We start from the raw sequence: 26,198 nt of genomic DNA, 5'->3' as shown, positions 1-26,198 counted from the left end.
CGAACGATGTCGAGTGATGCAGCCGGTTCCGCGCCGCGGGACCCCGCTCATGCTGTGCCAGAAAGGGCGCTTCGTGGCCGATTCCGGCAACCCCAACGAGATCAATACGTCCGCAGCTGACGGCTCCGCCGCGCCCGCCACCGGCGGGGCGTACGACGCCAGCGCGATCACCGTCCTTGAGGGCTTGGACGCGGTTCGCAAGCGCCCGGGCATGTACATCGGCTCGACGGGCGAGCGCGGCCTGCACCACCTGGTGTACGAGGTCGTCGACAACTCCGTCGACGAGGCACTGGCCGGTCACGCGGACACCATCAACGTCACGATCCTCCCCGACGGCGGCGTGCGCGTGGTCGACAACGGCCGCGGCATCCCGGTGGACATCGTCCCGTCCGAGGGAAAGCCCGCCGTCGAGGTCGTGCTCACGGTGCTGCACGCGGGCGGCAAGTTCGGCGGCGGCGGCTACGCCGTCTCCGGCGGTCTGCACGGCGTCGGCGTCTCGGTCGTGAACGCGCTGTCGAACAAGGTCGCGGTCGAGGTCAAGCGTGAGGGCTTCCGCTGGACCCAGGACTACAAGCTCGGTGTGCCCACCGCCCCGCTGCAGAAGAACGAGCCGGTCGCGGAGACCGGCACCACCGTGACCTTCTGGGCCGACGGTGACATCTTCGAGACCACCGAGTACTCCTTCGAGACGCTGTCGCGGCGCTTCCAGGAGATGGCCTTCCTCAACAAGGGCCTGACCATCTCGCTGACCGACGAGCGTCCCGAGCACGCGGACGTGGAGAACGAGGGCCAGCCGCGTTCGGTCGCGTACCACTACGAGGGCGGCATCGTCGACTTCGTGAAGTACCTGAACTCGCGCAAGGGCGAGCCGGTCCACCCGTCGGTGATCGACATCGACGCGGAGGACAAGGAGCGGCTGCTCTCCGTCGAGGTCGCGATGCAGTGGAACACCCAGTACAGCGAGGGTGTCTACAGCTTCGCCAACACCATCCACACCCACGAGGGCGGCACCCACGAGGAGGGCTTCCGCGCCGCGCTGACCACGCTGGTCAACAAGTACGCGCGCGAGAAGAAGCTGCTCCGCGAGAAGGACGACAACCTCACCGGTGAGGACATCCGCGAGGGTCTGACCGCGATCATCTCGGTCAAGCTGGGCGAGCCGCAGTTCGAGGGCCAGACGAAGACCAAGCTCGGCAACACCGAGGCGAAGACCTTCGTCCAGAAGGTCGTGCACGAGCACCTGACGGACTGGCTGGACCGCAACCCCAACGAGGCCTCGGACATCATCCGCAAGTCCATCCAGGCGGCCACCGCCCGCGTCGCGGCCCGCAAGGCGCGCGACCTGACGCGTCGCAAGGGCCTGCTGGAGACGGCGTCGCTGCCGGGCAAGCTGAGCGACTGCCAGTCCAACGACCCCGCCAAGTGCGAGATCTTCATCGTCGAGGGTGACTCCGCCGGCGGCTCGGCCAAGTCCGGCCGCAACCCGCAGTACCAGGCGATCCTCCCGATCCGCGGCAAGATCCTGAACGTGGAGAAGGCGCGGATCGACAAGATCCTGCAGAACACCGAGATCCAGGCGCTGATCTCGGCCTTCGGCACCGGTGTGCACGAGGACTTCGACATCTCGAAGCTGCGCTATCACAAGATCATCCTGATGGCGGACGCCGACGTGGACGGCCAGCACATCAACACCCTGCTGCTGACCTTCCTCTTCCGCTTCATGCGGCCGCTGGTCGAGGCGGGCCACGTGTACCTCTCCCGTCCCCCGCTCTACAAGATCAAGTGGGGCCGGGACGACTTCGAGTACGCGTACTCCGACTCCGAGCGCGACGCCCTGATCGAGCTGGGCCGCCAGAACGGCAAGCGCGTGCGCGAGGACTCGATTCAGCGCTTCAAGGGCCTCGGCGAGATGAACGCCGAGGAACTGCGGGTCACCACGATGGACGTCGACCACCGTGTGCTCGGCCAGGTCACCCTGGACGACGCGGCCCTCGCCGACGACCTGTTCTCGGTGCTGATGGGCGAGGACGTCGAGGCCCGGCGCTCCTTCATCCAGCGCAACGCCAAGGATGTCCGCTTCCTCGACATCTGAGTCGGCCCCCATCAGCCGCCGCCCGAAAGGACTTTGACCAGCAATGGCCGACGAGAACACCCCTGTCACGCCCGGCACCCCGCAGGACGCCGCGGGCGCCGCCGAGGCGGACACCACGACGCGGATCGAGGCCGTGGGCCTCGAGACGGAGATGCAGCGCAGTTACCTCGACTACGCGATGTCCGTCATCGTCTCGCGCGCGCTGCCCGACGTCCGGGACGGCCTCAAGCCCGTCCACCGCCGCGTGCTGTACGCGATGTACGACGGCGGCTACCGCCCGGAGCGCGGCTTCTACAAGTGCGCCCGTGTCGTCGGCGACGTCATGGGTACCTACCACCCGCACGGCGACTCCTCGATCTACGACGCGCTGGTGCGCCTGGCCCAGCCGTGGTCGATGCGCATGCCGCTGGTCGACAGCAACGGCAACTTCGGTTCCCCGGGCAACGACCCGGCCGCCGCCATGCGGTACACCGAGTGCAAGATGGCGCCGCTGTCCATGGAGATGGTCCGGGACATCGACGAGGACACCGTCGACTTCCAGGACAACTACGACGGCCGCAACCAGGAGCCGACGGTCCTGCCGTCGCGCTTCCCCAACCTGCTGATCAACGGCTCCGCCGGCATCGCGGTCGGCATGGCGACCAACATCCCGCCGCACAACCTGCGCGAGGTCGCCGAGGGCGCCCAGTGGTACCTGGCCAACCCGGAGGCGTCCAACGAGGAACTGCTCGAGGCCCTCATCGAGCGCATCAAGGGCCCCGACTTCCCGACCGGCGCCCTGGTGGTGGGCCGCAAGGGCATCGAGGAGGCGTACCGCACGGGCCGCGGCTCCATCACGATGCGCGCGGTCGTCGAGGTCGAGGAGATCCAGGGCCGGCAGTGCCTGGTCGTCACCGAGCTGCCGTACCAGGTCAACCCGGACAACCTGGCGCAGAAGATCGCCGACCTGGTGAAGGACGGCCGGGTCGGCGGCATCGCCGACGTCCGCGACGAGACCTCCTCGCGCACCGGACAGCGCCTGGTGATCGTGCTCAAGCGCGATGCCGTCGCCAAGGTGGTGCTGAACAACCTCTACAAGCACACCGACCTGCAGACGAACTTCGGCGCCAACATGCTGGCGCTGGTGGACGGCGTGCCGCGCACGCTCTCGCTGGACCAGTTCATCAAGCAGTGGGTGACCCACCAGATCGAGGTCATCGTCCGCCGGACGCGGTTCCGGCTGCGCAAGGCCGAGGAGCGCGCCCACATCCTGCGCGGTCTGCTGAAGGCCTTGGACGCGATCGACGAGGTCATCGCCCTGATCCGGCGCAGCGCGACCGTGGACGTGGCGCGTGAAGGCCTGATGGGCCTGCTGGAGATCGACGAGATCCAGGCCAACGCGATCCTGGAGATGCAGCTGCGCCGCCTGGCGGCCCTGGAGCGGCAGAAGATCGTCCAGGAGCACGACGAGCTCCAGGCGAAGATCAACGAGTACAACCGCATCCTGGCCTCGCCCGAGCTGCAGCGCGGCATCATCAGCACGGAGCTGACGGCGATCGTCGAGAAGTTCGGCGACGACCGGCGCTCGGCCCTGGTCCCCTTCGACGGTGACATGTCCATCGAGGACCTGATCGCAGAGGAGGACATCGTCGTCACGATCACCCGTGGCGGCTACGTCAAGCGCACCAAGACGGACGACTACCGCTCGCAGAAGCGCGGTGGCAAGGGCGTGCGCGGCACGAAGCTGCGGGAAGACGACATCGTCGACCACTTCTTCGTCACCACCACCCACCACTGGCTGCTGTTCTTCACCAACAAGGGCCGGGTCTACCGCGCCAAGGCGTACGAGCTGCCGGACGCCGGGCGCGACGCCCGCGGGCAGCACGTGGCGAACCTGCTGGCCTTCCAGCCCGACGAGCAGATCGCCCAGGTGCTGGCCATCCGCGACTACAACGCGGCGCCCTACCTGGTGCTCGCCACCCGGTCGGGCCTGGTGAAGAAGACCTCGCTGAAGGACTACGACTCCCCCCGCTCGGGCGGTGTCATCGCGATCAACCTGCGGGAGACCGAGGACGGCAGCGAGGACCTGCTGATCGGCGCCGAGCTGGTCGGCCCGGACGACGACCTGCTGCTGGTCAGCCGCAAGGCGCAGTCCATCCGGTTCACCGCGACGGACGAGTCGCTGCGGCCGATGGGCCGTGCGACCTCGGGCGTGAAGGGCATGAGCTTCCGCGAAGGGGACGAACTGCTCTCGATGAATGTCGTGCGACCGGGTACGTTCGTCTTCACCGCCACCGATGGCGGGTACGCCAAGCGCACCAGTGTGGACGAGTACCGGGTCCAGGGGCGCGGCGGACTCGGCATCAAGGCGGCCAAGATCGTCGAGGACCGGGGTTCCCTGGTCGGGGCGCTGGTGGTGGAGGAGACCGACGAGATCCTCGCCATCACCCTCGGCGGCGGTGTGATCCGCACCCGTGTCAACGAGATCAGGGAAACCGGGCGTGACACCATGGGCGTCCAACTGATCAACCTCGGTAAAAAGGATGCAGTCGTGGGCGTCGCCCGCAATGCCGAGGCGGGGGCGGAGGCCGAAGAGGTCGTCGCCGCCGAAGAGGCCGAGGGCGAGCAGCCCCTGGCCGCCGAGTCGGAGGAGTAGAAAGCCGTGAGTGGAGCCGAGGGCGCCGCGGGTGGGACGGGCGCGGACGGAGGGCAGCCGATGCCGGCAGCCGTTCCGGACGCGATCGGCGGTGCCCCTGGCCCACGTACGGACAACGGCCCGCACCAGGGGGGAATCACCGTGACCGACACCCGTCCAGCGCAGCACCAGCACGCTGTGCACCAGCAGACCTACGGCGGTGGCCCCGCCGGCCCGGTCGCCGAGCAGCCGCAGCAGGCGCCGCAGCTGACCCAGGACCCGCACCAGCCGCCCCAGGCGTACGCGCCCCCGGCCGGGCCCCCCGCGACCGCGGGCGTCCGCCAGCCGCGTCCTGCGGCCCGTACGGTCCCGCGCACGCGCAAGGCGCGGCTGCGGGTGGCGAAGGCCGACCCGTGGTCGGTGATGAAGGTCAGCTTCCTGCTCTCCATCGCGCTGGGCATCTGCACGGTCATCGCGGTCGCGGTGCTGTGGATGGTGATGGACGCCATCGGCGTCTTCACCACGGTCGGCGGCACGCTCAGCGAGGCGACGTCCTCCGGCTCGGACGGCGGGTTCGACCTGGTGTCGTTCCTGTCGCTGTCGCGCGTGCTGACCTTCACGGCGGTCATCGCGGTCATCGACGTCGTGCTGGCCACGGCGCTGGCGACGCTCGGCGCCTTCATCTACAACATGTCGGCCGGCATGGTGGGCGGGATCGAGCTGACTCTGGCGGAGGACGAGTAACCGATTTTGGGCCACGGCCCCGGGTGCGCTAATCTTTCAACGCAGCGCGGGGCTATAGCTCAGACGGTTAGAGCGCTTCCCTGATAAGGAAGAGGCCACAGGTTCAAGTCCTGTTAGCCCCACCGCGTGAACGGCCCGTACGGATCATCCGTACGGGCCGTTTCCTTGTCCGCGTCCGCGCAGTTGGTTCCGGTGGCAGGTCACCGTTCGATATCGACCGGTGTGTATAGTCGGGCCCGTCGGAAGACCCTCAACGCAAGAAGGACGAGGTCGCGCGGTGAAGAAGTTTCTCCTGGTCGCACTGGCCGCCATCGGCGGTCTCCTCGTGTACCGCCAGATCCAGGCGGACCGCGCCGAGCAGGACCTGTGGACGGAGGCCACGGACTCCGTTCCGGCGGGTTCCGGCGCGAGCGTCTGAGACGGCACAGCCCGGACGAAGGATTCCCGAGGCCCCGATCACGATGTGGTCGGGGCCTCGTCATGTCCGCCCGTGGTCGCCCGGGCGTTGTTGCCCGACCGTGATGCGATCCGCTTGTATTTGCTGTCGCAAATCAATAGCTTCGCTGAGGCCGACGATGTGCGAGGGGGAACAGCACATGCGACGAGGGAAGGCGCTGCCGTGCGGGCCCGTGGCGCCGCTGTGGGCGGCCGCGTGCGGGCTGCTGGTGCTGGCCGCCCTGCTGGGCCCGGCCGGGGCGGCCCGGGCCCGGGCCCAGGCCGTGAACGACGGCGACGGGCTGGTCATGGTGCTGGACTCCTCCGGCTCCATGGCGGGCGCCCGCATGACGGCGGCCAGGAAGGCCGTCGGCGCCGTCGTGGACGCCCTGCCGGACGGCTACCCGACGGGACTGCGGGTCTACGGCGCGGGCAAGGAGCACGGCTGCGACGACACCCGTCTGCTGGAGCCCGTACGGCCGCTGGACCGGGACGCCCTGAAGCAGGCCGTGGCCGGGGTGCGGCCCCAAGGGGACACCCCCATCGGGCTGTCGGTGCAGAAGGCGGCCGCCGACCTGCCCGAGGGCGGGCGGCGCACGATCGTGCTGGTCTCCGACGGCGAGGACACCTGCGGGGCGCCCGAGCCCTGCGAGGTGGCGGCACGGCTGGCCGGGCAGGGCGTGGACCTGCGGATCGACACCATCGGCTTCCAGGTGCGCGGCGGCGCCCGCGAGCAGCTGGAGTGCATCGCCGAGGCCGGTCACGGCAGCTACCGGGACGCCCCCGACGCCGCCTCGCTCGTACGGCAGCTGACGCGGGCCTCCCGGCTGAGCGCGGACGCGTACCGCCTCCAGGGCCGGCGGGTGGACGGCGGGACGAGCGCCACCGGTGCGCCCGGGCTGTCCCCCGGCCAGTACGTCGATGACATCGGGCCCGGCGAGACCCGCTGGTACGCGATGACGCTGGACGCGGCCTCCACGGCCGACCTGGCGGTCACCGCGGTGCCGCGGCCGGGGGTGAAGGCCGCGTACGGGGACGGCGTCGAGCTGCGGCTGGCGGGCACCGGCAGGTACGCCCTCACCTGCGGCTCGGACACCGCGCACTTCGGGCAGGACGAGGGCGCGATGGTGATCGGCGGCGCCGTCAGCCGGATTCCCGGCGACGGCCGGGACGGCGCCTGCGACAGGGCGGGGCGCTACGTGCTCTCCGTGCACCGCACCAGCGCCCCCGGCTCCGACCGCGCCCGCTGGCCCCTGGAGCTGCGGTACGGCTCCGAGCGGCCGTTCCCGGCGGGTGCCACCCCGGCACCGGCCGCGACCCGTTACGGGGACCCGCCGGCGGCTCTGACGGGCGCGCCGCGCGACGTCGAGGGCGGCACGGGGTTCAACGACGCGCGCCGGCTCGGCAGGGGCATCTGGCGGGACACGCTGCTGCCCGGTCAGACGCGCTTCTACAAGGTGCGGGTCGGCTGGGGACAGCGACTGACGTACACCGCCGACTTCGCCAACGAACCGCTCCAGAAGGGTGGTTCCACGGCCTCGTCCTTCGTGGCGACGGCCGCGTACGGGCCGGGACGGCAGCCGCTGGGCGACGCCTCCGGGGCCTCGCAACGCCGCGGCTACTACGGGCGCCCGCTGTCGGTGGGGCTCGGCACGGTACCCGTGACCTGGACCAACCGCTGGGTCGCCGGCGGGGGCGCCCGGGGCGCCCGCACGGCGGGCGAGCACTACGTCGCGGTCTCGCTCGGGCCGGGCGCGGCAGGGCTGGCGCGGAACGCGGCGGTGGGGGTCGTCCTGCGGGTGGACGTGACCGGGACGGAACTGGCCGGACCGGAGTACGACGCGCCCGCGCGCGGCGGCGGTTCGGCCGCCGGCCGGGACGGCGGGGAATGGGCGGCGGCCGGGGACACCACAGCGGCCGCAGCCCCCGCGGACGGCGGGGGCTTCATGACGACGCGCGACGCGATGGCGGCGGCCGCGGGAGGCGCGGTGGCGCTCGTCGGGGTCGGGACGGTGGCCCTGCTGGGCCGCAGGCGGAGGGACGGGGCATGATCCGCAGGGCACTCACATCGGTGGCGGCGGCTCTCGCGCTGCTGGCGGGACCGGCGGGAGCGGCGTACGCCGACCCGGCCGTCCCCTCCTGGCAGCCGCAGGGCGAGGAGGTACGGGGGCGGGCCAGCACCGCGGACGCCCCGCAGCTCAAACCCGGGGTCCTGTACCGGGACAGCCTGGCGGCGGACGAGGGCGGCAAGAACTACGCCCTCGACCTGGACGCGGTGCGCTCGGCCTACCTCGCGGTCTTCGCGCTGCCCCGCCCGGGCACCGAGGTGGCGTACGGGGACGGCATCGAGCTGACGCTGACGAGCACCGACGGCACCCGCTGTGACAGCGACCGCCGGACGTTCTCCGCCGACGGCGCGGCACGGCCCATCGGCACCTGGGTCGAGCGGACCATCGGCGAGGACGGGCCCTGCCGGCAGGCGCACGCGTACGTCCTGGAGGTGACCCGCACCTCGCAGGGCACCTCGGACGCCGCGCCCTGGCCGCTGCAGATCCGGTTCACCAACGAGCCGGGGCTCACCGGCGGCGCCACGCCCGGCCCCGCCCTCAGCCCGGGCACGCAGACGCCGGTGCCCGCGAGCGGCACCGCCCGCGGGGCCACCGGCGGCGCGGACTTCGCCCATGCCGGGGCCCTCGGCAGCGGGGTCTGGAAGGACGAGGTGCTGCCCGGGCAGACGCGCTTCTACCGGGTACCGGTCGGCTGGGGACAACAGGCCTGGGCCGCGGCGGACTTCGCCAACGCGGACGTGACGAAGCCGGGCGGCTACAGCGGCTCCGGTGTGCGCGTGGAGGTCTACAACCCGCGCTGGGCCTTCATCGGCGGCGACACGGCCTCCTACTCGGGCGAGCAGACCTCCGTCACCGCCACGACCGGGAAGGTCGCCTACGCCAACCGCTACGAGAGCGGCGACGCGGTGGCGGCGGCCCGTTTCGACGGCTCCTACTACCTGGCGGTGTCGGTGCACCCGGAGGTCGCGGGCTTCGTCGACGGCGCCGTCCCGGTCACCTTGCGGATCAACGTCGAGGGCGCCGCGCAGGCGGGGCCGTCGTACGACGGTGACCCCGGCGAGGACCTGGGCCTCCCCGGGGAGCCCGGCTCCGGGAACCCGCTGCTGCGCGCCCTCAGCTTCGCGGCCCTGGGCGCCGGCACCGTGCTGCTGCTGTCGCTCGCGGTCTGGACGGTGGCCGCGCGGCGCGGGCCGGCCGCGGTCTCAGGAGGACGCTGACAGGGCCCAGAAGCCGAAGGCGAAGCAGAGGACCGCGACGAGCAGCATCGGCACGACGACCTTGGCGGGAGGGCCGGGCCGGTGCGCCGGCGCCGGCGCACCGGCCCGGGCGGCGGGCACGGCCGGTGCGATCGGCGGCGGCAGCGGCTGAGCGACGGCGACGGCGGCAGCGGCAGCGGCGGCCACCGGGGCGCCGGCACCCGCCACGGTGGCCGTGTACGGACGCGTGGGCGCCGGGGTGACCGGCGCTTGCGTCGGCAGTGTGGGCGGCGTCGGAGCCGTCGCGGCGGGCCGCGGGGCGGGTGCGGGCGGCGGCAGGCGGAAGCTCCCGGTCCCCTCCACGGACGGCGCCGGGTCCACCGGTCCGTCGGGGGAGAAGCCGGCGGGCAGCGGCCCGATCTGGTCGAAGACCTCGACGGCCTCCTCGTCCGGCTCGGGGTCCGGCAGCAGCTCCACCGCCGCCGCCAGGGCCTTGCGGGCCCCCGCGGCGGTGCGGAAGCGGGCTTCCGGGTCCGGCTGCAGCAGGGTGCCGATCACCTCCCACAGCGGGCCGGGGACGCCCTGCGGGGCCCGGGGCATGCCGTGGACGTACTGGGTGACGATCGCCTCCGCGTCGGGCTTGCTGCCGCCCAGCAGGTAGAGCGCGACCAGCCCGGTCGCGTACAGGTCGGCGGGGAAGTCGGGCTCGGCGCCGAGCAGCTGTTCCGGGGCGAAGTAACCAGGGGTGCCCACGACGTAGTTGGCCGCGGTGAGCCGGGGCTCCCCCTTGCGCATGGCGATGCCGAAGTCCGACAGACGCAGGTGCGGGCGCCCGGTGCCGGTCGCCTCCATCAGGAGGTTCGCGGGCTTGATGTCCCGGTGCACCACGCCCTCGGCGTGCACGGCCGTCAGGCCGGACAGCAACTGGTCGAGCAGGCCGCCGACGTAGCGCGCCGGCAGCGGACCGTAGTCGCCGATGAGGTGCGACAGCGAGCCGCCGCGCACCAGGTCCATGGTGAACAGCACCTTGTCGTCGTCGGCCGCCCAGCTGGTGGGGGCCAGGACGTGCGGGTGGTCGATGCGCAGCGCCTGCTCCCGGACGAAGCGCAGCAGGGCGTGGGCGTCGCTATGCAGCAGCACCTTGGCCGCCACGTAACGTCCGCGCCGCCGGTCCCAGGCGCGCCACACCGCGCCCACCCCGCCGCGCCCGACCGGATCGACCAGTTCGTACCGGCCCGCGAAGACCTCACCCATGGCGTGCGTCCGCCCCCTGCTTCCGCGCCTCGTAGTCCCGGACCGCCGCGTCGGACGGCCCGGCGCCGTACACCCGGAGGAACTCTGCCAGTTGGGGGTGGCGGTGGGCGAGGGAATCGGCCGCCTCGGCGATCTCGGCGGGCGAGGCCACCCCGTGCAGCAGCGAGCGGATCTCGTGGACGACCCTGCGCGCGGGCGGCAGCGGCGCTCCGGTCGCGCTCTGGGTGGTGCCGAGCAGGGGTGAGCCCTCGGAACCGCGGATCTCCTCCATCCGCGGCACGGCGTCCGCCGCGGCCACCGTCCCGCCGGACACCTCCGCGGCGAGCTCCTGCAGCGCCTGGAGCCGCTGCACGACCGCGGGATTGCCGATCTTCGCGCGCTGCCCGCTCATCAACTGGGAGAGCATCGGCGCCGACAGCCCCAGCACCCCCGCCAGCCGCGCCTGGTTGAGCGCCAGGGTCTCCATGAGGCGGCGGAACAGCACGCCGAGCGGCTCGCCGTACCAGGTGCGCTGCATGTCCTGGACGCGGGTGGTGGCGTCCGGCTGCGAGCTGTCCATTGCGGGCTCCTGACGGGGGACCTTTGCGGCCGCGAACTTGCCCGTCATCCTACGGACCCCCGATACTCGGTCGGTGATCCTCTCCGCAGCCGGTACGCTGGTCTGCGGCACGGGGCCTTAGCTCAGTTGGTAGAGCGCCGTCTTTGCATGGCGGATGTCAGGGGTTCGACTCCCCTAGGCTCCACACCGTCCGACCGGGCCGGGAACCTCATGGAGGTCCCGGCCTGTCGTGTTCCCGGGGCCCGGTGCCGGCCGCGGACCCGTACGGCAGAATCGGCGGCGTGCGGTTCGGCATTCTGGGGGAGACGAGAGCGCTGCGGGACGACGGGGGCACCGCCGCCGTCGGAGGCCCGGGCCGGCGGGCGCTGCTGGCGATGTTGCTGCTGGAGCCGGGCCGGATCGTCGGCACCGAGCGGCTGATCGACGGGCTGTACGGGGACGAGCCGCCGGCCGGGGTCGGCAACGCGCTGCAGTCCCAGGTCTCGCGGCTGCGCGCGGCCGTCGCCGTGCCCATCGAGCGCCATCCGGGCGGCTACCGGCTGGTGGTCACCCCTGACGAGGTGGACGTGCACCGCTTCGAGCGGCTCGCGGCCGAGGGGCGGGAGGCGCTGGCCGCGGGTGAGCCCGGGCGGGCCGCGGGCCTGCTGCGCGGTGCGCTGGACCTGTGGCGGGGCTCGGCCCTGGCGGACGTGGGCGACGCGCCCTTCGCGCGGGCGCAGGTGGCGCGGCTGGAGGAACTGCGGATCGCGGCGGTGGAGGACCGCATCGCGGCCGAGCTGGCGCTGGACGCACGGCACCACCAGGAACTCGTCGCCGAACTGCAGGAACTGGTCACCCGGTACCCGCTGCGGGAACGGCTGCGCGCCCAGTTGATGCGGGCGCTGTACGGCTGCGGCCGCCAGTCCGAGGCGCTGCGGGTGTACGAGGACGCACGGCGTGAACTCGCCGAGTCCCTCGGCGCCGACCCGGGTCCGGAACTGGCGGAGGCGCATCTGGCGGTGCTGCGCGGCGAGCCGGTGCCCGCCCGTACCGCGCCTGCCGCGGTCACCGGGGGCACCGAAGGCGTGCCGGATGCCCGGTCTTCGGGTGTTTCACGTGAAACATCGTCCGCCGGGAGTCCGTCCGCGCCGCTCCGCCGGCACGCGCTGCCCGCCCAGCTGACCAGCTTCATCGGCCGTGAGCAGGAGCTGGCACGGATCGGGGCGCGACTCGGTGACGCCCGGCTGGTCACCCTGATCGGCCCGGGCGGTGCGGGCAAGACCCGTACCGCGGTGGAGGCGGCCGGGCGGCACACGGGAGAGGTCTGCTTCGTGGACCTCTCCGGGCTGACCCACGGCTCCGAGGTGCCGCAGGCGATCGCGGGGGCCCTGGGCCTGCGGGAGGCGGGTCTGCTCCCCGGGGCCGCCGGGCGGGAGGCCGGGGGGCCGGAGGGCTCGCCGCTCGCCCGTCTCACGGCCGCGCTGACCGACCGGGACGTGCTCCTCGTGCTGGACAACTGCGAGCACCTGATCGCCGACGTCGCCCGCATCACCGCGGAGCTGCTGGCCGCCTGCCCGCGGGTGCGGGTCCTGGCGACCACCCGGGAGGCGCTCGGCGTCAACGGCGAGACGCTCTGCCCGCTCGAACCGCTGCCGCTGCCGGCCCCCGGCGCGCCCGAGGAGGACGTGCTCGGCTCCCCCGCCGTCCGGTTGCTCCTCGAGCGGGCCGCCGCCGTGAGTCCGTCCGGCAGGCTGCCCGACGCCGAGGAGGCCGCCCGGATCTGCCGGGCCCTGGACGGCGTCCCGCTCGCCATCGAGCTGGCCGCCGCCCGGCTGCGGTCGTTGTCCGCCGCCGACGTCGCCGACCGGCTCGGTGACGTGCTCGCCGGGCCCGGCGACCGCTTCCGGTTGCTCTCCCGGGGCAGTCGCACCGCGCAGCCCCGTCAGCGGACCCTGCGCGGGGTCGTGGACTGGAGCTGGGAGCTGCTGCCCGAGGACGAGCGCACCGTGCTGCGCCGCGCCTCCGTCTTCGCCGGGGGCTGGACCCTCCCGGCCGCCGAGGCGATCTGCGCGGGACCCGCGGCCGGCCCGGCGGACGGCGACGCCATCGACGCCGAGGACGTGCTCGACCTGCTCGCCTCCCTCGCCGACAAGTCGCTGGTGGTGGTGGACCGTCCGGACGGCGACGGAGGCGGTGTGCGCTACCGGCTGCTCCAGACCATCAGGGCGTACGCCGCCGAACGCCTCGCCGAGGCGGGCGAGTCGGAGGCGCTGCGCCGGGCGCACGCGGCGTACTTCCTCGACCTGGCGCTGACCGCCGACCCGCGGCTGCGCCGGGCCGAGCAGCTGGAGTGGCTGCGCCGGCTCGCGGCCGACCACGACAACCTGCACGCCGCGCTGGGCGGTTCGGTGGCCGCGGGCGACACCGCCGTGGCGCTGCGGCTGCTCGCGGCCCTGTGCACGTACTGGATGCTGCGCGGCATGCGCTACGAGGGCGCCCGGCCTGCTAGCGAGTTGCTGGCGGTGACCGGGCCTTGTGCGCCGCCCGGGCTGGCCGAGGAGTACGCGCTGTGCGTGATCACCGCCGCCTCCGTCACCGCGGATCAGGCCGAACTCGCCGTCCACCTGGCGGCCGCCACGGACGTCGTCGCCGGGCTCGGCGGCATGGCCCGCCGCTACCCCGTGCTCAACCTGCTCTGGGCGCCCTTCGCGGGAGTGCCCGACGACGAGACGTACGCCCGGTACGCGGACGGCGCGGCGAGCCTCGTCGAGCCCTGGCAGCGGGCCCTGGTCCACGTCGGCTCGGGGTTCCACGCGTGGATGGTCGGCGGTGACATCGCCGCGGCCGAGACGGAGTTCGACCGGGCCCTCGCCGGGTTCCGCGCCCTGGGCGACCGCTGGGGGGCCACCATGGCCCTCACACAGCTGGCCTGGCTGTCCGGCTCCCGCGGTGACGTGGCGCGGGCCGTGGGGCTGATCGACGAGGCCCTCGGTCACGCCGCTGAGCTGGGCGCCACCGAGAGCGTCGCCGAGCTGCTCGGCGAACGCGGCAGGTGCGGCCTGCGGGCGGGACGGTACGAGCAGGCCCGGGCCGACTTCACGCGCGGGCTGGAGCTCGCCCGCGGTTGCGGCGCCCGGGAGATGTTCGCCGGGGCCCACCTGGGCCTCGGCGAGTGCGCCCGGCTGACCGGGGACCTCGCCGAGGCGCGGCGGCTGTCGGGGCTGGCCCTGTCCGAGTCCCTGGACGGCTGGTACACCGGCGAGAGCGCCCGTGCCGAGGCGCACATCGCCCTCGGCAGGATCGCCCAGGAGGAGGGCGACACCGTCCGCGCCCGCGGGCACTTGCGCGAGGCCGCGGGTGTGGAGCACGGGGCCCGCGACCTGCCGCTGGCGGCGAACCTCGCCGACGCCTTCGCCGGCCTCGCGCTCGCCGAGGGCGACCCCGCACGGGCTGCGGAACTGCTGGGCGTGGCAAGTGCGCTGCGCGGCACCGAGGTGCCGGCCGGTCCCGACGCCGCCCGCACCGAGGGCGCCGCACGGGCCGCCCTCGGCGACCCGGCCCACCAGGAGGCCTACGCGCGCGGTGCGGGACTCCCCGCCGACCGGGCGCTGCGGGCACTGACCGGGCTGACCACGCGCTGACCGGGCCCGGGCTGCCGCCGGTCAGCGCACGGTGCGCGGCCGGTCAGCGCCCGCGCGCACCGTGTCGGTCATGACGAATCCCGCACGCACACACGACGCCGCGGCCGTGACGCCCGCGGCCCCCGCCCGCCATCGCTGGGCCGCACTCGCCGTCTGCTGCCTGGCCGCCATGCTCCTCGGCATCGACAACAGCGTGCTCAACTACGCCATCCCGTCGCTGCTGAAGGACATGGGTCCGTCCGGCACCGAGATCCTGTGGATCTCCGACGTCTACGGCTTCGCCATGGGCGGCCTGCTGGTCGTCATGGGCAACCTCGGCGACCGGCTCGGCCGCAAGCGGATGATGCTGCTGGGCGCCGCCGCCTTCGGCGTGGCCTCGCTGCTCACCGCCTACGCACCGAACCCCGGGGCGCTGATCGCCGGCCGCGCGCTGCTCGGCGTCGCAGGGGCGGCGATGGTGCCCTCGACGCTCTCCGTCGTACGCCACGCCTTCACCGACGCCAAGGAGCGCACCACGGCCATCGGGATCAGCAGCGGCATCGCCGCCGCGAGCTTCGCGCTCGGCCCCGTGGTCGGCGGTCTGCTGCTGGACCACTTCTGGTGGGGCTCGGTCTTCCTGATCAACGTCCCGCTCATGGCGGTCGTCCTCGTGGCCGGCGCCCTGGTGCTGCCGGAGTCCCGCAACCCCCGGCCGGGACGGCTGGACTGGATCGGCGTGCCGCTGTCGGTCGTCGGTGTCGTGGGCGCCATCTACGCCGTCAAGGAGGGTTTCCGGGACGGCGTGGACCATGCGCCGGTCTGGATCGCCGCGGCGATCGGGACGGCGGCCCTGGTGCTGTTCGCCCGCCGCCAGGTGCGGGTCGAGGAGCCCCTGATCGACCTGCGGCTGTTCCGCAACCCCGCCTTCAGCGGCGCCGTCGGCGCCAACCTGGTCATGATCTTCGCCTCGTCCACGCTGTCGCTCGCCTTCTCCCTGTACTTCCAGGTCGTCCGCGGCTGGTCTCCCTTCACCGCGGGGCTGGCGCTGCTCCCCGGCCCGCTGGCCGCGGCCTTCGCCGCTCCGCTGGCCACCGCGCTGATCCCGCGGCTGGGCCGGGCGCGGGTGGTGGCCCTCGGCCTGGTGCTGCTGGCCGCGAGCACCGCGGTGCTCGGCCGGCTCTCCACGCCCGGGACGCCGTACTGGGAGCTGCTGGCGCCGCTGGTCGCCAACGGCGCGGGCATCATCCTGATCGTCTCGGTCACCAACGACACGATCCTCGCGAGTGCCCCCAAGGAGCGGACGGGCGCGGCCGCCGCCGTCTCGGAGACCGCCATGGAGATGGGCGGTTCGCTGGGCATCGCGGTCCTCGGCTCGCTGCTCGGCGCGGTCTACCGTGACGCGCTCGCCCTTCCCGCGGGACTGCCCGCAGGTGCCGCGGACGCCGCCCGCGAGTCGGTGGGCGGGGCCGCCGAGGCGGCCGCCCGGGTGCCGAGGGCGGACGGGGCCGCGCTGCTGGCGGCCGCGAAGGACGCCTTCTGCCACAGCGTCCAGGTCACCACCGTGGTGGGGGCGGCGCTGCTCGCGGTCGGCGCCGTCGTGGCGCTGTACGCCCTGCGCGGGGTGCCCGCGCAGATCGCCGACCCAGAGGCCGAGGAGGAGGTCCTGCCGCTGCCTGCGCCTTCCGGACGGTGACGGGTGCGTACGGCAGGAGGGCGGCGGGACCCGTCACGGGTCCGCCGCCCTCCTGCCGGTCGTGTCGCACCGCCGCCGGTGTCCGGACCGTCACGTCACGGGTGGGTGTCCCCGCGGTCGCGGCGGTCGTCGGCGTCCGACTCCGCCTGCTTGGCCTGTACCTCCGGGTCAAGCGCGTCCACCGGCGAGCCGTCGACCTTGCCGAACGAGGCGTCGGCCCCGACGCCGCCGTTGAGGGAGGCGCGGTCGGCGACCTCGGTGGCGGGCGCGGGCTCCACCAGCCAGTCGGGGTTGGTCTGCTTGCTCCACCACTTCCACGCCGCGAAGCCGGCCCCGGCGACGAGGCCCGCCAGGAGCAGGCCCTTGGCGAACCGCCCGTTGCGGGCCCGGCGCTCGCGGCGGCGCTCCAGCTTGCGGATGTCGTCCGCCGTGACGTGGCTGCGCAGCACGGCGACCGCGGCGGCGCTGCGGGCGGCCGCCTCCTCCGCGGCCGGGGCCGCGACGCTGCGCACGGTGGTCACCGCCTGGCCCATCCGCGGCGCTGTGAACTCCGCCGCCAGACGGGCGGTGTCACGGGTGCGCCGGGCGGCGGTCCCCACCTTCTGCTGGACGCCCGGCGGCACCGCCGCCAGGGCCTGGTCGAGACGCGCCGCCAGGTGCGCGTCGTACTGCGTCCGGGCCGCCGCGCGGGCCTGCCGCCCGGCCGCCGACACCCGGGGTGCCAGGTAGAGCCTGGCCTCGTCCGTGTAGTGCGCGGCGTTGAGCTTCGCTGTGTCGGCGTACGGCGCCACCACGTCCGCGGCGTGCCGCACGCTGACCCTCGTCCTCTCGGCTGCGTCGCGCACGCTGTCGATGCGGGTCACGAGAACCTCCTCCTCGGTGGCGTTCGGTTTTCGCCTTTCCACCCGGTTTGAAATCATGCCCGCCGTCGCGGGGTACGGCATGTGCGTACGGGCATCCGGGTCAAGGGGAGCCGTCACCGACGATGCCACCGGATGACCTGGGGCGCGACAGTTGCGTGCGGGAAGGCGTGACGTGCGAGGATTTGCCCCTGTCAGTGAGGACTATGGAAGGCAAGATCGTGGCCGAGCAGCTCTACGCCACCCTGAAGACCAACCACGGGGACATCACCGTCCGGCTGCTGCCGAACCACGCGCCCAAGACGGTCAAGAACTTCGTGGAGCTCGCGGAGGGGACCCGTGAGTGGACGGACCCGCACACCGGCCGGACCTCCCACGAGCACCTCTACGACGGCACGGTCTTCCACCGGGTCATCTCCGGCTTCATGATCCAGGGCGGCGACCCGCTGGGCAACGGCACCGGCGGCCCCGGCTACCAGTTCCCCGACGAGTTCCATCCGGACCTCGGTTTCACCAAGCCCTACCTCCTGGCCATGGCGAACGCCGGCCCGGGCACCAACGGCTCGCAGTTCTTCATCACGGTCGCCCCGACGGCGTGGCTCACCCGCAAGCACACCATCTTCGGCGAGGTCACCGACCCCGCCAGCCAGAAGGTCGTGGACTCCATCGCGACCGCCCCCACCAACCCGCGCACCGAGCGTCCGCTGGAGGACGTGGTGATTCAGAGCGTCGTGATCGAGCGTCGCTAGGGTCCCGGGAACCCGAACGCCCCGCCCGTGCGTATGACGGGCGGGGCGATTCCGCTGCGAAGGGCTGACACATGACCGACCAGGCCGTCCGCTGCTACCGGCACCCGGACCGGGAGACCGGCATCCGCTGCTCCCGCTGCGAGCGGCCGATCTGTCCGGAGTGCATGATCAACGCGTCGGTGGGCTTCCACTGCCCGGAGTGCGTGCGGGAGGGTCGTCGTGCGGCCCAGGCCGCCGAACCCCGCACGGTGGCGGGCGGCTCGGTCGCCGGGGACCCCCGGCTCGTCACCAAGATCCTGATCGGGCTGAACCTGCTGGTGTTCCTGCTCGCCAAGGTCGAGGGCAAGCAGTTCGTCACCGAGCTGGGGCTCTTCGTCCCGTGCTACGCCCCTGGCACCGCGGTGTGCGGCGTGGCGGGCGGGCCGGGCGAGTGGTACCGGCTGGTGAGCTCGATGTTCCTCCACGAGGACTTCGCGCACATCGCCTTCAACATGCTCTCGCTGTGGTGGATCGGCGGCCCGCTGGAGACGCTGCTCGGCCGGGCCCGCTACACCGCGCTCTACCTGGTCGCGGGGCTGGGGGGCGGCGCGCTGGTGGTGCTGCTGGCCCCGGAGACCCTGACCTTGGGTGCCTCGGGCGCGATCTACGGGCTCTTCGGCGCCACGGCCGTCTTCGTGAAGCGGCTGCGGATGGACATGCGGCCCGTCCTGATCCTGCTCGGGCTGAACCTGCTGTTCACCTTCACCTGGGGGAACATCAGCTGGGAGGCGCACATCGGCGGTCTCGTCACCGGGGCGATCATCGCCGTCGCGATGGCGTACGCGCCCCGCTCGCGCCGGGCGCTGGTCCAGTGGGGGACGTGCGTGGCGATGCTGCTCGCCGTGGCGGTCACGGTGTGGGCCGGGGTCGCGAATATCTCCGGCTAGGCCGTAACGCGCAGCGTTGATCAGACGTTATCCACAGAGAGGCGGAGGCCTCCTGTGCATCCTGTGGGCGAGCCGTGCGCGTGCCCCTACACACCGTGTCTGACCTGCAAGATCAACGAAAGACCGGTGGTCCGTACATCGGACCACCGGTCACACCGGTGTCAACCGGCTGGCGGTTATCCACAGATCATGCGACCTTTTCAACACTGTGGATGACGCCTGTGGATAACTGTGCGATCTGCTACTTCCACTGCGTGGACACGACGAACCCGCCCGCGATGAAGCCGAAGCCGACGGCGATGTTCCAGTTGCCCAGCTGCTCGATCGGGAAGCTGCCCTGCGTCACGTAGAAGACCACGATCCAGGCCAGGCCGACGAGGAACAGTGCCAGCATGAGCGGAGCCACCCAGCCGCGGCCGGACTTCAGCTTTATGGGGGTGGTCTTCTCCGGGGGCGGAGTGAAGTCGGCCTTCTTGCGGATCCGTGACTTCGGCACGAGGGACTCTCCTGTCGATGCGCTGCGTAACCGCGCGTGTGACGTCTTGTATGAGCGGCCCGACGGCAGGGGGGCCCACGCCTCCGGGCGTCCGTTAGCGTAGTGCTTCCGCGGGTTGGAAGGAGATAAGGCTACGGTGAGCAATCCGGTGGACGCCTCCCCGGGCCCCCGATCCGCCCGGTCTGTGGTGCTTCGTGTGCTCAGCGCCGGGGTCTTCGCGATGGCCGGTCTGCTGTTCTGGATGAGCTTCGACACCGCCAAGGGCCTGGACATCCGCACCGACGACCCGCTGCTGCGCCTGTCGGACCGTGTCCAGGAGAAGAGCCGGCAGAACGAGCAGCTGGAGAACGAGCTCGCAGGGGTGCGCGAGGACGTCGACGGACTCGCCCACACCGACAGCGGCGTCAGCGACGCCACGCGCAAGGAGCTGGCGCGGCTCGGCGCCGAGGCCGGCACCCTGAAGCTCGCCGGTCCCGCCGTCTCCGTCACCCTGAACGACGCGCCGCCGGACGCGACGGCGCTCGTCCCGGGCGTGCCGAATCCGCAGCCGAACGACCTCGTGATCCACCAGCAGGACCTGCAGGCCGTGGTCAACGCCCTGTGGGCGGGCGGCGCCTCCGGCATCAAGGTGATGGACCAGCGGCTGATCTCCACCAGCGCGGTGCGCTGCGTCGGCAACACGCTCATCCTGCAGGGCCGCGTCTACTCCCCGCCCTACACCATCACGGCCGTCGGCGACCAGGAGAAGCTGCACAAGGCGCTCGACGCCAGCCCCGCGATCCAGAACTACCTGCAGTACGTCCAGGCCTACGGGCTCGGCTGGAAGGTCGAGGACGAACGACGGGTGACTCTTCCCGGCTACTCCGGCACAGTGGACCTGCAGTACGCCAAGCCTGTGGGGTGATCATGCGCCTGGTGGTGCGGACGCTGAGCGAATTGTGCATCACCGTGGGCGCGCTGATCGTGCTCTTCGTCTGCTACGTGCTGTTCTGGACCGGCGTACGGGCGGACCGCGCGATGGACGGGGAGATCGACCGGCTGCAGGACCGCTGGGCGACCGGGCCGGTCGCCGCGGCCGCCCCGTCCCCCGGGGGCACGGGCGCTGCCACCCCCTCGGCGTCCCCTTCCCCGTCGGGGCCGGCCGCGGCGCCGTACCGGGACGGCACGGCCTTCGCGGTGATGTACGTCCCGCGGCTGGGCCGTTCCTGGCACAAGCCCGTGCTGGAGGGGACGGGCACCGGCACCCTGAAGAAGGGCCTCGGCCACTACGCGGACACCGCCCGGCTCGGCGCCGTGGGCAACTTCGCCGTCGCCGGCCACCGCCGCACCTACGGCGACCCGTTCAAGGACTTCCCCAGGCTGCGCAAGGGCGACGAGGTCGTCCTGACCGACGGGCGCACCTGGTACACCTACGAGATCGACCGCGCACCCTACCGCACCGTCCCCACCGACGTCGCTGTGATCGATCCCGTCCCGGAGAAGTCCGGGTACACGGTTCCCGGCCGCTATCTGACCCTGACCACCTGCGATCCCGAGTGGGGCCACAGCCACCGGCTCATCACCTGGGGGCACCTGGAATCCACACGGCCTGTGGAGGACGGTATGCCGGAGGGTTTGTCGGGCTAATCTTGGGCGAGGCACGGGCACGGAGGGCAGGAAGGCGGCGCATGTACGGCTGGATCTGGCGGCATCTGCCGGGCAACGTGTGGCTGAAGGCACTCATCTCGCTGGTGCTGGTCCTCGCCACCGTCTACGTGCTCTTCCAGTACGTCTTCCCCTGGGCGGAGCCGCTGCTGCCGTTCGGGGACGTGACCGTCGACGAGGGGATGGCAGCCGTCAGATGAGCGCACGCATCCTCGTCGTCGACAACTACGACAGCTTCGTCTTCAACCTGGTCCAGTACCTGTACCAATTGGGCGCCGAGTGCGAAGTGCTCCGCAACGACCAGGTGGAGCTCGCCCACGCCCAGGACGGCTTCGACGGGGTCCTGCTCTCCCCCGGGCCCGGCACCCCCGAGGAGGCCGGTGTCTGCGTCGACATGGTGCGCCACTGCGCCGCCACCGACGTCCCGGTCTTCGGGGTCTGCCTCGGACTGCAGTCCATGGCGGTGGCGTACGGCGGTGTGGTGGACCGGGCGCCGGAGCTGCTGCACGGCAAGACCTCCCTGGTGACCCACGAGGGCCGCGGGGTCTTCGCGGGGCTGCCGACGCCGTTCACCGCGACCCGCTACCACTCGCTGGCGGTCGAACGGGACACGGTGCCGGAGGAGTTGGAGATCACCTCCTGGACGGAGAACGGCATCATCATGGGACTGCGGCACCGCAGCGCCCGGGTGGAGGGCGTCCAGTTCCATCCCGAGTCGGTGCTCACCGAATGGGGGCACCGGATGCTCGCCAACTGGCTGGTGGAATGCGGCGACAAGGGCGCCGTCGAGCGTTCCGCGGGCCTCGCGCCTGTGGTCGGAACCAGGGCGTGACTGCGTGACCGCGCATCGGCACTTCGGTGACACCGCCGAATTCGCCGCCGTGGTGGAGCAGTTGGCCGACCCGCTCAACGACCCGCTGCCCAGCACCGGGCGCCGCGCGGCCCGCCCCGCCCAGGAGTCCGGCACGGACTCCGGCGCGGACTCCGGCGCGGAGCCCGCCGCGGCGCCACCTGCGCCGCCCCCCATGACGCCGCCTGCGCCGCCGTCCGCGACCGCGCAGCCGGTCACCCCCCAGGCCGCGGTGCCGGGCCAGCAGGTGTACGAGCAGGGACAGGGACAAGGGCAGGAGCAGGCGTACTACGGGTCCACGAGGCCCGCCTACGAGCCGCAGCCGGCCGACCCGTGGCCCTCCCGGCCGTCGTCCGCGCCGGGCCCCGAGGAGCCGCCCGAGCCGCGCCCCCGGCACGGAGGGCCGCCCGAGCAGCCGTACGCCGAGGGGTTCAGGGCCGTCCGGCGTCCGCTCACCGACGCGGAGCGTGCCGCCGCGCGCCGCCGGGTCGCGGGCGCGCCCGGCGACACCATGGCGATGCCCGTGGTGACCGGGGCCGAGCCGGAACGCGAGCCGGAGCAGGACCGGGAGGAGATCCCGCAGCCGCCCTCCGGCGTCCCGGCGCCCGAGGGCGGCGGACGTGCCGCCCGCCGGAAAGCGGCCCAGGAGGCCGCACGGCGCGGTGGCAGGGGACGGAGGCGTTCCGGTACCCCCGAGGCCCCCCAGGCCGCCACAGGGGCCGTCACGGCCCCCATGGCGTCGACACCGGCCGCACCCAGGTCCCGCATGGAGGCCCGGCGCGCCGCGCGCGCGGCCAAGGAGAGCCCCGCGGTGATCGCCAGCCGGGTGGCCGGCGAGGTGTTCATCACCCTGGGCGTGCTGATGCTGCTCTTCGTCACCTACCAGCTGTGGTGGACCAACGTCCTCGCCCACCAGCAGGCCGGCGGCGCCGCCAACAACCTGCAGAAGCAGTGGCAGGGCGAGAAGGACCCGGCCCGCGACCCCGGCGCCTTCTCGCCCGGGCAGGGCTTCGCGATCATGTACATCCCGAAGCTGGACGTGAAGGCGCCCATCGCCGAGGGCGTCGACAAGCACAAGGTGCTCGACAAGGGCATGATCGGCCACTACTCCGGCGACCTGGAGACGGCCATGCCCTGGGACAAGCAGGGCAACTTCGCCCTCGCCGCCCACCGCAACAGCCACGGCGAACCGTTCCGCTACGTCAACAAACTGGTGGCGGGGGACAAGGTCGTGGTCGAGACGGAGAGCACGTACTACACGTACGAGATCACGAGCACGCTGCCCTCGACCCCGCCCTCCAACATCTCGGTGATCAAGCCGGTCCCCGACGGATCCGGCTTCACCAAGCCCGGCCGCTACATCACACTGACCACGTGCACACCGGAGTTCACCAGCAAGTTCCGGTTGATCGTGTGGGGCAAGATGGTCGAGGAATGGCCGCGCAGCAAGGGCAAGCCGCCCGCCTTGGTCGGCTGAGCCAGGTACGGACGTACAAGGATCGGGGCAAGTGGTGACGACCACCCAGCACGACCGCGCCCGGGAAGCCGTGCCCGACCGGCACCGGCTCTCGTGGTTCGCCGCCACCGTCAGCCTGATCGGTGAACTCCTCATCACCGCGGGCGTGATCCTCGGGCTCTTCGTCGTCTACTCCCTTTGGTGGACCAACGTCCTCGCCGACCGCGCCGCCAAGCACGAGGGCGATGCCATCAGGCGCCAGTGGGCCGACAGCGCCCCGGGCAAGCTCGACACCAAGGGCGGCATCGGCTTCCTCCACGTCCCCGCCATGGGCAGGAACTACGAGGTCCTGGTGAAGAAGGGCACCTCCACGAAGGTGCTCAACGAGGGTGTCGCCGGTTACTACACCGAGCCCGTCGAGTCCGCCATGCCCGGGGACAAGCAGGGCAACTTCACGCTCGCCGCGCACCGCGACGGCCACGGCGCCAAGTTCCACAACATCGACAAGATCAAGAACGGCGACCCGGTCGTCTTCGAGAACCGCGACACCTGGTACGTCTACAAGGTCTACAAGGTGCTCCCCGAGACCTCGAAGTACAACGTCGAGGTGATCGACCAGATCCCGAAGGAGAGCGGCAAGAAGAAGGCCGGCCGCTACCTCACGCTCACCACCTGCACCCCGGTCTACACCTCGCGCGACCGCTACATCGTGTGGGCCGAACTCGTCCGTACCCAGAAGGTGGACGCGAAGCGGACGCCTCCGGCGGAGCTGGGCTGACGCGCAGGAGCCGCCCGCACGGGCAGGGGACGCAAACGGAAGGGGCCGCGGACGTGATGTCCGCGGCCCCTTCCGCCGTTTCCGGTGCGTTCGGCGTCAGCCGCCGTTGCCTCCGTTGATGAAGCCTCCGCCGCCGTTCTGGTCCGGGGCGAAGACCGTCAGGATGTCACCCGGCTTCATCTGGGTGCCCGGCTGCGGATTCTGGTTCCGGACGATGGCGTTCGGGTCCTGCGACGAGCCGGGGGCCAACTGCAGCGTCACGCCGAATTCCTGCGCGATGCCGTTGACCTGCGCGACCGTCATGCCCTTCAGGTCGGGGATCGCGTTGGTGGACGGCGGCTTCGCGATGATCAGGGTGACCGTCTCGCCCGCCTTGATCGTGCTTCCGGCCGTCGGGTCGGTCCGGATGACCGTGCCCTGGGGGTGGTCGGCGGACTCCTCCTGGGTGCTGGTCACCTTCAGGCCGTCGGCTAGGAGGATCTGAGTGGCCTCCGCCTGGGTCTTGTTGCTCACGTCCTTGATCGTGACCTCTTCGGGCGCCACGGCCACGGTGAGCGTGATCGTCGAACCCTTGTCCCGCTTCGCGCCGCTCTTGGGGTCCTGCTTGAGGACCGTGCCCTCTTCCTCGCTGGAGGTCTTGGACTGCTTGTCGACCTCGAAGCCCTTTTCCTTCAGCTCCGCCTCGGCGTCCTCGAAGGAGTCACCGGTGACGTCCGGGACCTCGATCTTCTCTGCGCCCTTGGAGAGCTGCAGGGTGACGCTCTGGTCCTTGGGGATCTTGCTGTCGGCCTCGGCCGACTGCTTGCAGACGTGGTCCTTGGGCTGGTCGGCGCAGAAGATCGCCTCACCGAAGGTGATGGTGATCCCGCCGTTCGAGGCCCGGTCCTGGGCCTCGGACTTGGTGTCGCCGACGAACTGCGGGACGGACACCGTGTCGTTGCCGCTGCCGTTCCCGGAGAACAGCGCCTTGCCCATGAAGATCGCGCCGATCAGGACCAGGACGGCGGCGACGACCAGCAGGATCGTGGACGTGTTGCTCTTCTTCGGCTTGCGCCGGCCGTTGCCCTGGGGCTGGTCGTAGCCGTAGCCGCCGTCGTCCTCGCGCATGGGCGGCAGCATCGAGGTGCCGGCGTCCTGCTGGGGCGGGAGGGCCGTGGTGGGTGCGTCGTTGCCGTAGCCCCCGTAGCCGCCGCCGTTGTAGCCGACGGCGCCCAGGGCGACCGTGGCGGCGACGGGCTGGCCGTCGAGGCAGGCCTCGATGTCGGCGCGCATCTCGTCGGCGGACTGGTACCGGTAGTCCGGGTCCTTGGTCAGCGCCTTGAGCACGATGGCGTCCATCGAGGGCGTGACCTCGGGGTCGTAGACGCTCGGCGGCTGCGGCTCCTCGCGCACGTGCTGGTACGCCACCGCGACCGGGGAGTCGCCGACGAAGGGCGGCCGCACGGTGAGCAGCTCGTAGAGCAGGCAGCCGGCGGAGTACAGGTCGGAGCGCGCGTCGACGGTCTCGCCCTTGGCCTGCTCCGGGGAGAGGTACTGGGCGGTGCCGATCACGGCTGCGGTCTGCGTCATGGTCATGCCGGAGTCGCCCATGGCGCGGGCGATGCCGAAGTCCATGACCTTGACCTGACCGTTCCGGGTCAGCATCACGTTCGCGGGCTTGATGTCGCGGTGCACGATGCCGGACCGGTGGCTGTACTCCAGGGCCTGGAGGATGCCGATGGTCATCTCCAGCGAACGCTCCGGCAGGAGCTTCCGCCCGGAGTGGAGCAGCTCACGCAGGGTGGAGCCGTCCACGTACTCCATGACGATGTACGGGATGGAGACCCCGTCGACGTAGTCCTCGCCGGTGTCGTAGACCGCGACGATCGACGGGTGGTTCAGCGAGGCGGCCGACTGGGCCTCACGGCGGAACCGGGCCTGGAAGGACGGATCGCGGGCGAGGTCCACCCGGAGCGTCTTCACGGCGACGGTGCGGCCGAGCCGGGTGTCATGGGCGATGTACACCTCGGCCATGCCACCGCGGCCGAGCACCGAGCCCAGCTCGTACCGGCCGCCGAGGCGACGCGGCTCTTCCATAGCGCTTGCCCTTCCTAAACCGTCCGTGTGGCTGCTCGGGCATACCGTACCCGCCGCCGCGTGCCGATCCCGGCCCTCGCCGGTAGCCGATACACGACCGGTACCGCG

The 26,198-nt window shown here is 72.1% G+C and carries 21 protein-coding genes and 2 tRNA genes; 18 read left to right on the top strand and 5 right to left on the bottom strand.

Annotated elements, in window-relative coordinates:
* The first annotated feature begins 49 nt into the window (after positions 1–49).
* The 7 genes from gyrB to ABZ312_RS00360 all read left to right on the top strand — a co-directional run bounded on the left by gyrB (position 50) and on the right by ABZ312_RS00360 (position 9,171).
* Entirely contained in the window at positions 50–2,092 is a 2,043-nt protein-coding gene (gyrB, locus tag ABZ312_RS00390) for a DNA topoisomerase (ATP-hydrolyzing) subunit B (RefSeq protein ID WP_500436024.1), read from the top strand.
* Between the two features lie 43 nt (positions 2,093–2,135).
* Positions 2,136–4,727 carry a DNA gyrase subunit A gene (gene gyrA / locus ABZ312_RS00385; RefSeq protein WP_500436023.1) on the top strand — a complete coding sequence of 864 codons (2,592 nt, stop codon included), beginning with the start codon at positions 2,136–2,138 and terminating at the stop codon, positions 4,725–4,727.
* Between the two features lie 6 nt (positions 4,728–4,733).
* Positions 4,734–5,450, top strand: a complete 717-nt coding sequence (locus tag ABZ312_RS00380) for a DUF3566 domain-containing protein (RefSeq protein WP_500332043.1) — start codon at positions 4,734–4,736, stop codon at positions 5,448–5,450.
* A gap of 48 nt (positions 5,451–5,498) precedes the next feature.
* A tRNA-Ile gene (locus ABZ312_RS00375) sits at positions 5,499–5,572 on the top strand.
* A 155-nt stretch (positions 5,573–5,727) separates the two neighbouring features.
* Positions 5,728–5,868 (top strand): DLW-39 family protein, encoded by a 141-nt coding sequence (locus tag ABZ312_RS00370; RefSeq protein ID WP_018559211.1) that lies wholly within the window; start codon positions 5,728–5,730, stop codon positions 5,866–5,868.
* Positions 5,869–6,046: 178 nt separating this feature from the next.
* Positions 6,047–7,936 (top strand): vWA domain-containing protein, encoded by a 1,890-nt coding sequence (locus tag ABZ312_RS00365; protein WP_500358662.1) that lies wholly within the window; start codon positions 6,047–6,049, stop codon positions 7,934–7,936.
* Positions 7,933–9,171 (top strand): hypothetical protein, encoded by a 1,239-nt coding sequence (locus ABZ312_RS00360; protein ID WP_500436021.1) that lies wholly within the window; start codon positions 7,933–7,935, stop codon positions 9,169–9,171. Before ABZ312_RS00365 ends, ABZ312_RS00360 begins: the two co-directional genes overlap by 4 nt.
* Here ABZ312_RS00360 and ABZ312_RS00355 read toward each other — a convergent pair.
* Together ABZ312_RS00355 and ABZ312_RS00350 are read right to left on the bottom strand one after the other, a co-directional pair.
* Positions 9,157–10,404 (bottom strand): serine/threonine-protein kinase, encoded by a 1,248-nt coding sequence (locus ABZ312_RS00355; RefSeq protein ID WP_500436019.1) that lies wholly within the window; start codon positions 10,402–10,404, stop codon positions 9,157–9,159. The two genes, ABZ312_RS00360 and ABZ312_RS00355, sit on opposite strands and share 15 nt — an antisense overlap.
* Positions 10,397–10,963: a DNA-binding protein gene (locus tag ABZ312_RS00350; RefSeq protein WP_500331628.1), complete on the bottom strand. Its 567-nt coding sequence runs from the start codon at positions 10,961–10,963 to the stop codon at positions 10,397–10,399. Before ABZ312_RS00350 ends, ABZ312_RS00355 begins: the two co-directional genes overlap by 8 nt.
* 111 nt (positions 10,964–11,074) lie before the next feature.
* Here ABZ312_RS00350 and ABZ312_RS00345 point away from each other — a divergent pair.
* The 3 genes from ABZ312_RS00345 to ABZ312_RS00335 all read left to right on the top strand — a co-directional run bounded on the left by ABZ312_RS00345 (position 11,075) and on the right by ABZ312_RS00335 (position 16,255).
* Positions 11,075–11,147 (top strand) — tRNA-Ala (locus ABZ312_RS00345).
* 97 nt (positions 11,148–11,244) lie between these two features.
* Positions 11,245–14,583 (top strand): AfsR/SARP family transcriptional regulator, encoded by a 3,339-nt coding sequence (locus ABZ312_RS00340; protein WP_500436018.1) that lies wholly within the window; start codon positions 11,245–11,247, stop codon positions 14,581–14,583.
* 70 nt (positions 14,584–14,653) lie between these two features.
* Positions 14,654–16,255 (top strand): MFS transporter, encoded by a 1,602-nt coding sequence (locus tag ABZ312_RS00335; RefSeq protein ID WP_500358666.1) that lies wholly within the window; start codon positions 14,654–14,656, stop codon positions 16,253–16,255.
* 95 nt (positions 16,256–16,350) lie between these two features.
* On the opposite strand, the gene ABZ312_RS00330 is transcribed toward ABZ312_RS00335, so the two are convergent.
* The gene (locus tag ABZ312_RS00330; RefSeq protein WP_500436016.1) at positions 16,351–17,118 is read right to left on the bottom strand and encodes a DUF5324 family protein; all 768 of its coding nucleotides are present in this window, start codon (positions 17,116–17,118) and stop codon (positions 16,351–16,353) included.
* A 218-nt stretch (positions 17,119–17,336) separates the two neighbouring features.
* Between ABZ312_RS00330 and ABZ312_RS00325 the strand changes: the two genes are divergently transcribed.
* Both ABZ312_RS00325 and ABZ312_RS00320 read left to right on the top strand, forming a co-directional pair.
* Positions 17,337–17,864 (top strand): peptidylprolyl isomerase, encoded by a 528-nt coding sequence (locus ABZ312_RS00325; protein ID WP_499516890.1) that lies wholly within the window; start codon positions 17,337–17,339, stop codon positions 17,862–17,864.
* A gap of 71 nt (positions 17,865–17,935) precedes the next feature.
* A complete protein-coding gene (locus ABZ312_RS00320) occupies positions 17,936–18,790 on the top strand; it encodes a rhomboid family intramembrane serine protease (RefSeq protein WP_500331620.1) in 855 nt (284 codons plus the stop codon).
* Between the two features lie 241 nt (positions 18,791–19,031).
* Here ABZ312_RS00320 and crgA read toward each other — a convergent pair whose 3' ends face one another.
* Positions 19,032–19,286, bottom strand: a complete 255-nt coding sequence (crgA, locus tag ABZ312_RS00315) for a cell division protein CrgA (protein ID WP_089229113.1) — start codon at positions 19,284–19,286, stop codon at positions 19,032–19,034.
* Positions 19,287–19,422: 136 nt separating this feature from the next.
* On the opposite strand from crgA, the gene ABZ312_RS00310 reads away from it, so the two are divergent.
* From ABZ312_RS00310 to ABZ312_RS00285, 6 genes are all read left to right on the top strand, one after another.
* Entirely contained in the window at positions 19,423–20,190 is a 768-nt protein-coding gene (locus ABZ312_RS00310) for a DUF881 domain-containing protein (protein ID WP_500359621.1), read from the top strand.
* A 2-nt stretch (positions 20,191–20,192) separates the two neighbouring features.
* Complete coding sequence (locus ABZ312_RS00305) at positions 20,193–20,912, top strand: class E sortase (RefSeq protein ID WP_500359619.1); 720 nt, start codon at positions 20,193–20,195, stop codon at positions 20,910–20,912.
* A gap of 41 nt (positions 20,913–20,953) precedes the next feature.
* A complete protein-coding gene (locus ABZ312_RS00300) occupies positions 20,954–21,130 on the top strand; it encodes a hypothetical protein (RefSeq protein ID WP_499512872.1) in 177 nt (58 codons plus the stop codon).
* The gene (locus ABZ312_RS00295; RefSeq protein WP_354792929.1) at positions 21,127–21,762 is read left to right on the top strand and encodes an aminodeoxychorismate/anthranilate synthase component II; all 636 of its coding nucleotides are present in this window, start codon (positions 21,127–21,129) and stop codon (positions 21,760–21,762) included. Before ABZ312_RS00300 ends, ABZ312_RS00295 begins: the two co-directional genes overlap by 4 nt.
* A 4-nt stretch (positions 21,763–21,766) precedes the next feature.
* Entirely contained in the window at positions 21,767–23,257 is a 1,491-nt protein-coding gene (locus ABZ312_RS00290) for a class E sortase (RefSeq protein ID WP_500331616.1), read from the top strand.
* Positions 23,258–23,327: 70 nt separating this feature from the next.
* Entirely contained in the window at positions 23,328–24,014 is a 687-nt protein-coding gene (locus tag ABZ312_RS00285) for a class E sortase (protein WP_499516889.1), read from the top strand.
* A 96-nt stretch (positions 24,015–24,110) separates the two neighbouring features.
* Here the strand turns inward: ABZ312_RS00285 and pknB are convergent, their stop codons facing one another.
* Complete coding sequence (gene pknB, locus ABZ312_RS00280) at positions 24,111–26,090, bottom strand: Stk1 family PASTA domain-containing Ser/Thr kinase (protein ID WP_500436014.1); 1,980 nt, start codon at positions 26,088–26,090, stop codon at positions 24,111–24,113.
* Positions 26,091–26,198 lie beyond the last annotated feature (108 nt).

It is taken from the genome of Streptomyces sp. NPDC006207 (assembly GCF_040613835.1).
In the GTDB taxonomy this organism is placed as follows: domain Bacteria; phylum Actinomycetota; class Actinomycetes; order Streptomycetales; family Streptomycetaceae; genus Actinacidiphila.
This window is presented reverse-complemented; position numbering and strand designations above follow the sequence as displayed.